Genomic DNA, 13,284 nt, shown 5'->3' with positions numbered 1-13,284 from the left:
TTTCTAATATTTTGGGGAATCTTACCTTTTAAACAGATTGTTGGAAAGGAAGATTCCCCATGTCTTTGTTAATGAATGCTCTTAAGCAGCACCACTTGACGGAGATGTATCTCTCCCTGCCTGTTGAACATAAAAAGGCCTGGCAGCAATACTTCCCGAAAATATGCAACTGCAGCGATTGCAGCAGCGGAACAAACAAACCGTTTCCAATAAAATCCACGGCACGGTTTCTCTGGGTAACGGCCGCTAACGCCATTCCCCACCGTAACTACGACTTTGCGGAAATTCTTCTTAATAAGGCGCTGGAATACGCCGATAATGGCGACGATATTTTATGGATACATGCCAATTTCGTCCAGCTTTATTACGACCAGATTGACAGCAAACGGGAAGCGTCTGAAAAATGTCTTCACCATTGCGAGGAACTAACTAAGATGGGCTATCTCAACAGGTGGGTTGACCGGATTCTTAATGAAATCAGTGAGGTTTAAAAGAGAAAACAACAACACGTTTCCTCTGATTAAGCAAACGTGTTGCTGTTTTCTCTTTCGATTTGGAGAGTACCTATTGCATTTGGAAAGCGTTAAAAATAAAATAATTCTTGAAGGGAGGTCGCAACAATGTGCAAGCATTTATATATCGACAAAGACACAGGCGTCGAATACTGCGAACTGCTGGATAAACCATGCGATGAAACTACTTTGGCTATATGCCCATTGACCTTCGAACAATAATTATCATTATGCTAAGGCTTTCTGCCTTCCACTACCGCTACCACACCGCCACAAAAGTTGTGGTATTTTGTTTCTACTAACCCTGCTTCCCTAAACATTTGGACCAGGACTTTCTGGTTGGGGAAGACCTTTGCCGAGGCATGGAGATAACTATAAGCTCCTTTGTTTCCGGCCCATAATTTGCCCATTGCAGGAATAACCTTCTCAAAGCAAAACCAGTATAACTGTTTAAATACCGGCGCTGTAGGCTGAGCCATATCCAGGGAGACTACTTTGGCGCCGGGTTTTACCACCCGCACCATTTCCCTGAGGGCAGTCATGATATCAGGCACGTTCCTCAGCCCCCAGCCCACTGTCGCACAATCAAAGGTATTTTCTGCAAAGGGCAGGGCCATGGCATTACCCTGGATCAAACTGATGTTATCCTTCAGGTCAAAGTTTTTTAAATTTTCTTTTGCCACCGCCAGCATCTTTTCCGAAAAATCCAACCCCGTTACCCTACCGTCGAGACCTGCTGCGCGAGCCAATTCCATAGTCAGCATCCCCGTCCCGCAGCAAACATCCAGTCCGTAACCCCCAGGCTGCAGTTCAGCCCTTTTTACAGCAAACTTCCGCCATTTTTTGTCCAGACCCCCAGTCATCAACGTGTTCATCAGGTCGTAACGCCGGGCAATGGAATTAAACATATCACGAACAAACTTTTCCTTGTTCTCTTTGCTCGGTAGCTTTGTCAAATAAGTTCCCCCTCTGCTTTCCACAGCCTATAAAATAAGGTCCTTTCGCCGCAGGACAACATCTTTTTCTTCTTCGTCGAGCCGCGTTAACTTTATTGTCCCCGGAACCAGTTCCGGGTCAGGTATAATCTTAACCGTTTTCAGGCCGTAGTGTTCCTGCAGGGCCTTAATATTCGTCGATTTGTGGCCGCGGGCCTTCGATTCATCCCTGGGGGAAACGGCAAATTCCACTTCTTTTATTCCGCCCGGTACCGCTCCGGCCCTATTCAGCAATTCCCGTAGTTGCTCATAAATCAAGGCCCCATAAACCAGTTCCCCGATGGCGGGATGATAAGGTCCGGCTATTATTTCACCGCCGGGAGAAATTTCTTCTGTGTTTTGTAACCCTATACGGATCACTTCTATGCCGGCCCTTTCAAAGCGGTTTAGCATTTTTTTGGCCGTATCCACCACTTCATTAACCTGCCAGGGGGAATATTTTCCCTGGCGGAACAGTCTCTCCAATTCCGTTCCCTTTAAGACGAGGACAGGATAAATCCGGACGAAATCCGGGCTGAGGTCGATAACCTCGTTGCAAGTCTTCAGGGCTTTTTCCTGGCTGTCGCCGGGCAAACCAATCATAATCTGGACACCCAGGAAGAAACCCCATGACTTTACTAATTTTGCCGCCTTAACCACGTGCTCAGTTGCATGGCCCCTCCGGGCAAAGGCTAATACATCTTTATCCATAGACTGGACACCCAGTTCAATAGTGTCTACGCCGTAAGCCATTAATATGCTCAAAGTATCTTCATCAATTTTGTCAGGCCGGGTGGAAATTCGGATACCCTGTATTTTACCTGTCCGGTAATAATCCCATGCTGCCCGCAGAAATTTTCTCTGCTCGTCAACTGGAATAGCCGTAAAGCTTCCGCCGTAAAAGGCTACTTCGACTTTACGGTTTTCAACATTGGGCAAAGTTGCCAGGTAGTCCCCGATTTTTTTGGCTACTTCTTCCGCCGTAGGAATGTTTACCTGCCCGGTAATTTTCTTTTGGTTACAAAAGACACATTGATTGGGACAACCTAAGTCCGGTATAAAAATTGGAATGATAAAATGTCTGGTTTCCAATATCATTCACCCTTGGGAAGCACGTTGTAGCCGTTTTTTATCTTTTCCAGGGCGTCATGGGCGGCAGCCTGTTCAGCTTCTTTCTTGGTCCTCCCTTTTCCTACACCCCAGATCTTGCCATGGCAATAAACTCCGGCGGTAAAAACTTTATTATGGTCAGGCCCTTCTTCTCCTATGATGGCATAAGTCAGGGTGTTATCAGCTTTTTGCTGTACCAACTCCTGCAACTCCGTCTTGTAATCTCCCGTTTGGCCGCCTTTTGCTACTACCTTGGAAATCTGTTCACTTAAAGTGTTAATGATAAAAAGTTTTGTTGTTTCCAGACCCTGATCCAGGTACACAGCGCCAAAAATAGCTTCCATGGCATCGGCCAATATGGAAGGCCTGTTCCTGCCGCCACTTCTCTCCTCACCCTTACCCATCAGAATGTACTGCCCTAAATTCATTGCCCGGGCCACTGAGGCCAAGGACGATTCGCAGACAATCCCTGCCCGCATTTTGGTGAGAACTCCTTCCGGGTAAGTGGGGAAGCGGTCGTAGAGATATTCACTTACTACCAGCTCCAGGACAGCATCCCCCAGAAATTCCAGCCGCTGATTGTGTTCTATGGGTTCACGTTTATTCTCGTGCGCATAAGAACTATGTGTTAACGCTGTAACCAGCAGTTCAGGTGAAGTCCAGTCTATTCCCATAACCCCGATAAGTTCGTCAATTTTGGGCCCCAGTATTCCCAACTTCATTGTCGGTCACATTACTCCTCAAATTTATTAAACAGGATTGTCCCATTATGGCCGCCAAAACCAAAGGAGTTGGATAAAGCAACGCGAACTTCCATCTCCTTGGCCTTATTTGGAACATAATCCAGGTCACATTCAGGGTCAGGGTTTTCCAGGTTTATGGTCGGCGGAACCTGGCCCTTTTGTATGGCCAGGATGCAGATAGCAGCTTCAATACCCCCTGCGGCGCCCAGTAAATGTCCGGTCATGGACTTCGTAGACGAAACCGCTAACTTATAAGCATGCTCGCCAAATACCTTTTTGATGGCTTTCGTCTCCCCAATATCCCCCAGCGGAGTCGAAGTGCCATGGGCATTGATATACTGCACATCCTCGGGTTCAACACCGGCCTCGCGCATCGCCAACTCCATAGCTCTGGCAGCGCCAATACCGTCGGGGTCAGGTGCGGTAATATGGTAAGCGTCACAGGTTACTCCGTAACCGGATAGCTCAGCATAAATCTTCGCTCCTCTTTTCTGAGCATGTTCAAGAGACTCCAGAATCAAAACCCCGGCCCCTTCACCCATGACGAAACCATCTCTTTCCTTATCGAAAGGACGGCTGGCCTTTTCCGGTTCTTCGTTCCGGGTGGACATTGCCTTCATCGAACAGAAACCGGCCATAGCCAGCGGGATAATCGGCGCTTCCGCTCCACCGGTTATAACTACATCACATTCACCGTTCTTGATCAGGCGCATAGCCTCGCCGATAGCATTTGAGGCAGAGGCACATGCCGTGACTGTCGTGGTGTTAGGCCCTCTGAAACCGTAATTGATAGCTATATAAGCCCCACAGATATTGGCAATCATCATGGGCACGAAGAAAGGACTAATCCGCCCCGGACCTTTTGCCATCAGTATCCTGGCCTGCTCTTCAACGGTTTCAATGCCTCCCACGCCGCTCCCCAGTAAAACGCCGACCCGGTCTTTATCAAGTTTTTCAGGATCAAGGCCTGCATCTTCAATAGCCATTTTAGCCGCTGCCATGCCGTAATGGGTATACCTGTCCATGCGTCGTACTTCTTTTTTATCAAGGAAGTCCAGAGGGTCAAAGTCCTTTACTTCTCCGGCAATCTGGGTAGCCAAATCCGAAGCGTCAAAGCGGGTAATTCTGTTAATACCGCTCTTGCCCTCCAAAAGAGACTGCCAGAACTTATCCACGCCTGTCCCCACGGGAGAGACCACTCCTAAACCGGTAACAACTACTTTTTTCACCAAATAACCTACACCTCACTTCCGGCCATTTTAAATTCGTTCAGCAAATTCCTGATAATTTCTTTAACAGGTAATATGTCTTTAATTTCATGCACTTTTTCACCGGAAAAAACCAACCCATTTTCCATATCGCCCTGCTGTGCCTTTACCAATGCCTTAAGAATACAAAATCTTTTGGAACATTTTTTCAGACAGCCATCGCAGCTTTGAGGCGTAAGGGTCTCCCCATTAAACAACCTTTCGGTAAATTTATTCAACAGCCCTCTGCCGGGCAAACCAACCGGGCTTTCCAACACCACCACATCTTCGGGGCGGGCTTTTACATAAAGCTGTTTAAAAGCGTCAGCCACATTGGACTCTAAACTGGCCACAAACCTGGTACCCATTTGCACGGCATCGGCGCCCAGGTTAATGATTTCCCTAATATTGAAGCCGTTAATAATACCGCCGGCTGCAATGACCGGAATTTTAACAGCTTCCTTGATTTCAGGAATCAGCTTTTTGATGGATTCGGTGGTTCCCAGGTGTCCACCGGCCTCCTTGCCTTCTACAACAACGGCGGCAGCACCCATCTTTTCGGAAATCTTGGCCAGTTTAACGGAAGAAACAATTGGTACAATTGGGACATTAGCTTCCTTTCCCCAGGAAAACATGTCCCTGGAGAATCCGGCTCCGGAAACAATCAGATCGATACCCTCCGCTATAGCAGTTTTGACAAGCTGGGCAAATTCCCTAGCCGCAAACATGACGTTAATGCCTACTATACCTTTGGTCATTTCTTTAGCTTTTCTTATCTCATTGCGCAGCTCTTCAATTCCCATGCCGGTGGCTGCAATGAGTCCGATACCCCCCTCTTCAGCTACAGCACCTGCCAAAGGGGCAGTCGAAACCCTAACAGCCATGCCCCCCTGAATGATGGGCAGTTTTGGCATTAAATTGCCAATTCTCAACTCTGGTAAGTTCATAAAATCCTCCCGGTTTAAATATATAGCATTATTCTCAAAGAGTCCCGCAGTAACCCACGGGACTCTTTTAATCATCCAATGATATCATTTTACTGGTTATCTTCAATGTACTTAACTGCATCGGCGACAGTTCTGATCTTCTCGGCGTCTTCATCAGGAATTTCCATATCGAATTCCTCTTCCAACGCCATGACCAGCTCAACAATATCCAAAGAATCCGCACCCAAATCATCTATAAAAGTGGATTCCGGCTTCACTTCATCCTCTTCAACACCTAGTTGCTCTACGATAATGCTTTTAACTTTTTCGAAGGTTGTCATGGTTTCACCCCCTTCCAGACAAAACTGAAATAATATAAATTATTAGTGCATTACCATCCCGCCATCAACAGCGATGGTCTGCCCAGTAATATAACTGGCATTGTCAGAGGCCAGAAAAACAACCAGATTGGCTACATCTTCCGGTTGTCCCAGCCTGCCCAGCGGAATCTGCTTCTGCAGTTCCCCTTTTATTTCGTCGGAAAGGACATCCGTCATTTGCGTAACAATAAATCCGGGCGCAATGGCATTAGCCCTTACCCCTCTTGACGCCAACTCGCGGGCCACTGACTTGGTAAAGCCAATGATCCCGGCCTTGGAAGCCGCATAGTTGGCCTGGCCTGCATTACCCATTAAACCGACAACGGAAGAGATGTTGATGATCACCCCACCGCGCTGCTTCATCATGGGGCGGCTTACTGCCTTTGTACAGTTAAAAACACCCTTTAGGTTCACTGCCAATACGGCATCCCAATCTTCTTCCTTCATCCGCATTAACAGTGTGTCTCGGGTGATACCTGCATTATTCACCAAAATATCAATACGCCCTAAATTGTCTATCACCCCGGCCACTGCCTCCTCAACTTTATCAGCCTGAGCTACGTTAACTTCGTAGCCTTCGGCATCAAAACCGGCAGCCTTTAATTCCGTAACACAATTCTGCAGTTCTGCGGCATTTACGTCAAAAATGACAACACGCGCTCCCTGTCGGGCCAGGGCTTCACATATGGCCTTGCCAATCCCACGGGACCCGCCCGTTACTATGGCAATTTTATCCCTTAGAACCATTCTATATAACCTCCTCCAATTTAGCAAGGGTATTTTCCAACGAAGTTAAATCTTCTATGTTATAAACGGTTACTTCGCGGTTAATTTTCCGGATCAGGCCTGTTAGAACTTTACCCGGACCGATTTCCACAAAAGTGTCCACGCCATGGGCTATCATATTTTGCACCATATCCTCCCATAGTACTGAGTGGCTTACCTGCCTGGTCAGGAATTCGCGAATTTCCTCCACGTCACTGACAAAATCAGCCGTCACATTGCAAATAAAAGGATATTTAGGCGCATTAATTACTGTTTCCTTAAGTATTTGCGCAAGGTTTTCCTCAGCCGGTTTCATCAGGCTGGAATGAAACGGCCCGCTGACATTCAGGGTGACTATTCTTTTGGCCCCAAGTGCACGGCACAGTTCAGCGGCCTTTTCCAGGCCACCCGCTGTGCCTGAGATAACTATCTGCCCCGGGCAATTGTAATTAGCTATTTCTACCTTGCCGGCAGCGGACGCCTCGCGGCAGGCCTTTTCCACCGCACTGCGCTCCAGGCCCAAAACAGCGGCCATGCCACCCTCTCCCTTGGACGCCGCCTCTTCCATCAAGCGGCCCCTTTTTTCGACCAATTGCACAGCCTCTTCAAAATAAAGGCATTCGGCAGCTACCAGAGCCGAATATTCGCCCAGGCTGTGTCCGGCTACCACCTGCACAGGGATTTTGTTGCGCTTACTAAATTCACGAAAAAGAACTGTGCTGGTCGTCAGCATAGCCGGTTGAGTTACAGGAGTTTTGCGCAGTTCTTCCTCCGGGCCGTGAAAACAAACTGATGACAGGCTGTAACCCAGTAATTGGTCGGCCTTTTCAAATAACGCCCTTGCTTCAGAGGAATTATCATATAAATCTTTACCCATGCCCACATACTGGGAGCCCTGTCCCGGGAATACAACAGCCAGTTTCATTATCTGACAGCCTCCAGACTTTTTAAGGTTTGCTCGGCGCCGGCAATAATCTCCTCAATAATAGCACGCGCCGGTTTGATTTCCTTCACCATACCGGCAATCTGGCCTGCCATCACCGAGCCCATCTCAATATCACCGTCGATCATGGCCTTTTTCAGACTGCCGGCGCCCAATGCTTCCAATTCTTCCACAGATACCCGCCGCTCCTCCATATCTTCAAATTCCTTGGTCAGCTTGTTTTTCAGGCAACGCACGGGATGGCCCGTAATTCTTCCGGTAATAACAGTATCTCTGTCTTTCGCCTTCAGGATAAACTCTTTGACGTTTGGGTGAATAGTACATTCTTCGGCGCACATAAAACGGGTACCAACCTGGATTCCCTTGGCTCCCAAAGCCAGGGCAGCGACCAAACCCCTGCCGTCGGCGATTCCACCCGCAGCAATTACCGGTATATCAACGGCATCAACGATTTGCGGCACCATGGCCATGGTCGTCAATTCTCCGATATGGCCGCCCGATTCCATGCCTTCGGCAACAACCGCATCAGCCCCGGCCTTCTCCATTCTTTTGGCCAGAGCCACCGATGGAATTACAGGTATAACCCGGGTTCCGTTTTCTTTTAATGCCGGTATGTATTTCCCCGGCGAACCGGCGCCGGTGGTTATGACGGGAACTTTCTCCTGCAAAACCACCTGCATTACTTCTTCCACATGGGGAGACATCAACATCACATTTACCCCAAAGGGCTTATTGGTCCGTTCCCTGGCTTTCCTTATTTCATCTCTTACCCATTCAGCAGGGGCATGTCCGGCTCCTATAATACCCAGTCCGCCCGCTTCAGACACGGCAGCAGCCAGCTCAGCCGTGGATACCCAGGCCATCCCGCCCTGCAATATGGGATATTCAATTTCTAAAAGATCGCACAGTTCTGTCTTCAAAGGCATTCTCCTCCCTACATCAATTTTGGGAATTATATACTCCACCTGATGACAGCAGCAGCCCAGGTCAAACCTGCGCCAAAACCTACCAATGCTAAATTATCCCCCGATTTAATTAATCCTCTTTCCCGGGCTTCGTATAAGGCTACAGGTATAGAAGCAGCAGAGGTATTACCATATCTGTCTACGTTTACATATACCTTGTCCATGGGCATAGCCAGCCTTTTCGCTGCTGCCTCGATAATACGCAAATTAGCCTGGTGCGGGATAAAAAAATCTATATCGGCAGGCGTTAAACCCGCTCTTTCTATAACCTCCAGAGCAGCATCGCCCATTATTTTGACGGCAAATTTGAACACTTCCCGGCCGTTCATTTTCAGGTAGCCGTCGGGCCCCATCATTAACAACCCACCACCGCTGCCGTCAGATCCTAACTGAAAAGAAAGGAGACCATAACCTTTTTGCGTAGGTCTTAATACAGCAGCTCCCGCACCGTCACCAAACAACACGCAGGTATTGCGGTCCTGCCAGTTAACTATTTTAGACAAAACCTCCGCCCCTATAACCAAAACCGTTTCATACTGGCCTGATGCTATATACTGGGCTCCGGTAACCAAACCATATACAAAACCGGAACAGCCGGCAGCCAGGTCAAAACTGGCAGCCTTGACAGCGCCCAGCCTTTTCTGAACCAGGCAAGCCGTGGACGGAAAAGAATAGTCGGGAGTAACGGTGGCCACAATTATCAGGTCAACTTCCTCAGCCCCAACCCCGGCATCAGCAAGGGCGTTTTTCGCTGCTTCCACCGCCAGGTCCGAAGTGTTTTGCCCTTTTTCTGCCATTCTGCGCTCTACTATCCCGGTCCTGGACCTGATCCACTCATCGCTGGTGTCCACAAGTTTCTCCAGGTCATAGTTAGTCATGACCCGGTTGGGAATACTGGCCCCGATGCCGGCAATACCGACCGGAACCCGATTAAACCCTGGCATCTTCATCATCTCCCAAAATGGTTTCGTGGATGCTGTCCCGAATACAGTCCACTACTTTTTTTTCGACGCATTCCTTGGCCACCCTAACGGCATTGGCAATTGCTTTCGCGTCAGAACTACCGTGGCTGATGATGCTTATCCCGTTAACCCCCAAAAGCGGCGCCCCGCCATATTCAGCATAATCTATCCGCTTTTTAAGGCCTTTGGCCTGGGTAAAGACAAGGGCAGCGCCCACTTTAACAAAAATATTTTTTTTCAGTTCCTGCTTGATCATCCACATGAGATCGCGAGCCAATCCTTCGCCGAATTTCAGCACCACATTGCCAACAAAACCGTCGCAAACTATGACGTCAGCCCGGCCTCTGGTGATATCGCGGCCCTCGATATTACCGATAAAGTTGAGCTTACTTTCCTTCAGTAATCGGTGAGCTTCCACATACAATTCCTTACCCTTGGATTCCTCTTCACCTATGTTCAGAAGGCCTACCCGCGGTTGGGCAATCCCCATGATTTTTTTCGCGTAAATATGCCCCATAATAGCAAATTGCACCAGGTTAACAGGTTTACATTCTGCATTGGCCCCCACATCCAAAAGGAGACAATAACCGGTGAGGGTGGGTATTATGCTGGCAATGGCCGGCCTGTCTATGCCTTTTATCCTGCCCAAACCAAGCAGTGAAGCCCCCATGGCCGCGCCGGTGCTACCCGCAGACACCACTGCATCGGCCTGTTCTTCTTTGATTAACCTGTTGCACACAACAATGGAGGAATCTCTTTTCTTTCTAACAGCAACGGCCGGCGCTTCATCCATGCGGATTACCTCGGAAGCATGTACAACAGAAATTAGGTTTTTATCATATGCATATTTGGCCAGTTCCTTGGTGATAGCCGCGTGGTCACCGACCAAAACAACTTCAAGTTTATGCAGCTTTACTGCTTCAACGGCTCCCTTGACAATTTCCACGGGCGCATAGTCTCCGCCCATAGCATCCACTGCTATTTTCACTGCATCGTCGCCTCCTTATCAGAAAGGGCAAATATTATAAAAGTACCTTCAAAAACTATTTCCTGTCCGGATTTCGATTCGACCCCGACTATATATTTGTTACCTTTGCGGCCTTTCACCGTAGCCTTAGCAACTATCCGCTCGCCCAACTTCACCTGTCGTTTAAAGAAAATCCTGGCTGTCCCGGTCAGCGCCACTTCAGCGTTTATACAGGCCACGGCCAGAGAATTTGCCTGGGCAAATATAAAGTGGCCCCTGGCAATCCCCGTTTTCTGAAAGATCATATCTTCGTTTATGTTCATAACAGAGATTCCTGACCGGTTAAGTTCCAGGTCAATTAAATCGCCGATTACCTCGCTACCGCTCAAAGACCTCAATTCGGCATAACTCTTCTCAGCCATCTGCTTAACCCGTTCACGAACTTCCGGAATGTTCAATTCCAACCTGTCCAACCGAATAGTCTGGATACTTACGGAAAACATTCTGGCCAGCTCTTCATCGGTGAGAAAAGGGTTGTTTTCCAACGCTGTTTTTAATTTTTCCAGTCTCCTAGCTTTAGCAGATGTGCTCGCCATATTAATACCACCTAGTTTTAGCACCTATCCTTAGCACCTGGTACTAATTATAATATATAGTATACTCCAAAATTATGCAAGTTAAAAGAATATTGGTTTTTGTCAAAAATAAAAAAACAAAAAAACAGATGCCTCAAGACATCTGTTCACCTACATAAGACGCGTTACTTACTCTCAGCAGCAACAACCTCTTTATCTTTGTAATATCCGCATTCCGGACAAACTCTATGTGGTAACTTTGGTTCATGGCACTGTGGACAGGAAATAAAACCTGGCGCTGTAAGCTTTTGGGTAGCCCTTCTTTTCCTTACACGGGACTTGGATTGTCTGTGCTGTTGTACACCCATTTATTTTACACCCCCTTTAAAGCCCTACGATTTAAAATAGTTTTTCAACACCTCGAAACGAGGGTCAATATCGTCATCTTCACAATTACATGCAGTCTTATTCAGGTTTATCCCACACTTTTTGCACAGCCCCTTGCACTCCTCGGAACAAACCTGCTTCATGGGCAGCTCCAAAAGAATACTCTCCACTATCATATCTGTCAGATCCAGCTTTTCCCCGCTGATAATTTCCGTTTCCTCTTCTGACCCTTCGGCAGATGCATCTTCCGGGGTCAACCGGAATGCCCGCTCAAAGGAAGTTGCCAGTTCATGAGGATATTGCTCCAAACAGCGGGAACAAGTTAGTCTTAACCTGGCTGAGATATTGCCCAGAACAATTAATTTCCCGCCGGTATTTTCGATTTTACCCGTTATCTCAACAGGTTCGGAAAACTCTATCCGGTCTTTCCCATTGGTAATAGGTTCCATTTGCTCCCGCAGTTGAAATGTTTCTCTCAGTTCGGGAGTCCTTTTAACCTTACTAATATCGATAACCATACAGTACACCTCATTAGTCAAACAAATTAAATTATAACTATAGTCTATTTTTTTGTCAAGGAAAATAATAACTCGGGCACGGCGGTCTTATTCCCCTGAGCCTGTACAGCCGTAATAGCAACTACGTTGACAATGTCTTCCTCGCTGCAGCCTCTGGACAGGTCATTAACAGGTTTTGCCATCCCCTGCAGGACAGGGCCGATAGCCTCGGCATTGGCCAATCTCTGCCCCAATTTGTAGCCTATATTTCCAGACTGCAAGTCGGGAAATATCAGCACATTCACCCTACCGGCCACTTGACTGCCCGGTGCTTTGTAACGTCCCACCGAAGGAACCAGGGCCGCATCAGCCTGCAGTTCCCCATCAATCACCAGGGAAGGGTACCTTTGCCTGGCTATCTCCGTAGCCTGTCTGACCTTAAAAACTTTTTCATGCCGGGCGCTTCCTTTGGTAGAAAAGGACAGCATCCCTACCCGCGGCTCCATGCCAAGTAAAGATTTGGCAGTTACAGCCGACGTATAGGCGATTTCGGCAAGTTGTTCCGCTGTTGGGTCAGGGTTAACGGCACAGTCAGCAAACAGCATAACTCCATCGTCACCAAAATCCTTGTTCGGAACAATCATAATAAAAGCGCCGGAGACAACGGAAATGCCAGGAGCGGTTTTGATTATCTGCAGGGCAGGCCGCAAAACATCTGCTGTAGGTGACAAAGACCCGGCCACCATCCCGTCGCAATCCCCCGCTTTCACCATCAGCGCTCCATAATAAAGAGGGTTTTTTACCAAACGGCCCGCTTCCTCGTAAGTTAGACCTTTGTGCTTACGCAGGTTATAAAGAAGGTCCCTGTATGGGTTAAACTTCTTTGTCTGAGAAACAATTTCAATGCCATCAAGGGAGATGTTATGCTCTCGTTCTATGCGTGTAAAATAACCTTTTTCCCCGAGCAGCACTACATGAGCAATACCCAGCCGTTCTATTTCACCGGCTGCTTTTAAAACCCTTAAGTCCGAACTTTCAGGCAACACTATTCTTGTTTTAAACCTTCTTGCTTTTTCTTTTATTTGCGCCAGTACGTCCAATTGTCTTACTCCTTAATGATAAAGGTTCATCGTATATAAAGTGTTCCACACTCGCGCCCAGAATATTGCTTAATTTTTGCCGGGTAAGTAGTAATACCAGGCCGCTCTTCCGGTGAAACTACGCGCTTCTTTAACCACGGAAGGGCGGGTGGGGTTCTCCGCTACCAAGGAGCTTTATGCTGCAAACCCTGGCCAGGCAGGCAGTGTTCCCGAACTCGATGGCTCATGTTG

The 13,284-nt window shown here is 47.9% G+C and carries 16 protein-coding genes; 1 reads left to right on the top strand and 15 read right to left on the bottom strand.

Annotated elements, in window-relative coordinates; genetic code table 11:
- Positions 1-59 precede the first annotated feature (59 nt).
- Positions 60-491, top strand: coding sequence for a hypothetical protein (locus tag Tfer_RS07845; protein WP_052217854.1), 432 nt, complete (start codon positions 60-62; stop codon positions 489-491).
- 254 nt (positions 492-745) lie between these two features.
- Here the strand turns inward: Tfer_RS07845 and Tfer_RS07840 are convergent, their stop codons facing one another.
- The 15 genes from Tfer_RS07840 to pta all read right to left on the bottom strand — a co-directional run bounded on the left by Tfer_RS07840 (position 746) and on the right by pta (position 13,053).
- The gene (locus Tfer_RS07840; RefSeq protein ID WP_083436848.1) at positions 746-1,468 is read right to left on the bottom strand and encodes a demethylmenaquinone methyltransferase; all 723 of its coding nucleotides are present in this window, start codon (positions 1,466-1,468) and stop codon (positions 746-748) included.
- A gap of 27 nt (positions 1,469-1,495) precedes the next feature.
- Positions 1,496-2,584 carry an elongator complex protein 3 gene (locus tag Tfer_RS07835; protein ID WP_052217850.1) on the bottom strand — a complete coding sequence of 363 codons (1,089 nt, stop codon included), beginning with the start codon at positions 2,582-2,584 and terminating at the stop codon, positions 1,496-1,498.
- A complete protein-coding gene (gene rnc / locus Tfer_RS07830) occupies positions 2,581-3,318 on the bottom strand; it encodes a ribonuclease III (RefSeq protein ID WP_052217848.1) in 738 nt (245 codons plus the stop codon). Before rnc ends, Tfer_RS07835 begins: the two co-directional genes overlap by 4 nt.
- 11 nt (positions 3,319-3,329) lie before the next feature.
- Complete coding sequence (fabF, locus tag Tfer_RS07825) at positions 3,330-4,571, bottom strand: beta-ketoacyl-ACP synthase II (protein WP_052217846.1); 1,242 nt, start codon at positions 4,569-4,571, stop codon at positions 3,330-3,332.
- A gap of 5 nt (positions 4,572-4,576) precedes the next feature.
- Positions 4,577-5,533 (bottom strand): NAD(P)H-dependent flavin oxidoreductase, encoded by a 957-nt coding sequence (locus tag Tfer_RS07820; protein WP_052217845.1) that lies wholly within the window; start codon positions 5,531-5,533, stop codon positions 4,577-4,579.
- A gap of 89 nt (positions 5,534-5,622) precedes the next feature.
- On the bottom strand, positions 5,623-5,853 hold the full coding sequence (gene acpP / locus Tfer_RS07815) for an acyl carrier protein (protein WP_013120922.1): 231 nt from the start codon (positions 5,851-5,853) through the stop codon (positions 5,623-5,625).
- Between the two features lie 42 nt (positions 5,854-5,895).
- Positions 5,896-6,639, bottom strand: a complete 744-nt coding sequence (fabG, locus tag Tfer_RS07810) for a 3-oxoacyl-[acyl-carrier-protein] reductase (RefSeq protein ID WP_052217842.1) — start codon at positions 6,637-6,639, stop codon at positions 5,896-5,898.
- Position 6,640: 1 nt separating this feature from the next.
- Positions 6,641-7,582 (bottom strand): ACP S-malonyltransferase, encoded by a 942-nt coding sequence (gene fabD, locus Tfer_RS07805; protein ID WP_052217841.1) that lies wholly within the window; start codon positions 7,580-7,582, stop codon positions 6,641-6,643.
- The gene (gene fabK / locus Tfer_RS07800; protein WP_052217839.1) at positions 7,582-8,526 is read right to left on the bottom strand and encodes an enoyl-[acyl-carrier-protein] reductase FabK; all 945 of its coding nucleotides are present in this window, start codon (positions 8,524-8,526) and stop codon (positions 7,582-7,584) included. Before fabK ends, fabD begins: the two co-directional genes overlap by 1 nt.
- Before the next feature lie 26 nt (positions 8,527-8,552).
- Positions 8,553-9,509 (bottom strand): beta-ketoacyl-ACP synthase III, encoded by a 957-nt coding sequence (locus tag Tfer_RS07795; protein WP_052217838.1) that lies wholly within the window; start codon positions 9,507-9,509, stop codon positions 8,553-8,555.
- The gene (gene plsX / locus Tfer_RS07790; RefSeq protein ID WP_052217836.1) at positions 9,496-10,515 is read right to left on the bottom strand and encodes a phosphate acyltransferase PlsX; all 1,020 of its coding nucleotides are present in this window, start codon (positions 10,513-10,515) and stop codon (positions 9,496-9,498) included. The genes Tfer_RS07795 and plsX overlap by 14 nt, the downstream gene beginning before the upstream one ends.
- Positions 10,512-11,090, bottom strand: a complete 579-nt coding sequence (fapR, locus tag Tfer_RS07785; RefSeq protein WP_013120928.1) for a transcription factor FapR — start codon at positions 11,088-11,090, stop codon at positions 10,512-10,514. Before fapR ends, plsX begins: the two co-directional genes overlap by 4 nt.
- 164 nt (positions 11,091-11,254) lie before the next feature.
- Positions 11,255-11,437 carry a 50S ribosomal protein L32 gene (rpmF, locus tag Tfer_RS15995; protein WP_013120929.1) on the bottom strand — a complete coding sequence of 61 codons (183 nt, stop codon included), beginning with the start codon at positions 11,435-11,437 and terminating at the stop codon, positions 11,255-11,257.
- A 24-nt stretch (positions 11,438-11,461) separates the two neighbouring features.
- Positions 11,462-11,974: a YceD family protein gene (locus tag Tfer_RS07780; protein ID WP_013120930.1), complete on the bottom strand. Its 513-nt coding sequence runs from the start codon at positions 11,972-11,974 to the stop codon at positions 11,462-11,464.
- 44 nt (positions 11,975-12,018) lie between these two features.
- Positions 12,019-13,053 (bottom strand): phosphate acetyltransferase, encoded by a 1,035-nt coding sequence (gene pta / locus Tfer_RS07775; RefSeq protein ID WP_052217834.1) that lies wholly within the window; start codon positions 13,051-13,053, stop codon positions 12,019-12,021.
- Positions 13,054-13,284: the final 231 nt, after the last annotated feature.

Source organism: Thermincola ferriacetica (assembly GCF_001263415.1).
GTDB classification, from domain to species: domain Bacteria; phylum Bacillota; class Thermincolia; order Thermincolales; family Thermincolaceae; genus Thermincola; species Thermincola ferriacetica.
This window is presented reverse-complemented; position numbering and strand designations above follow the sequence as displayed.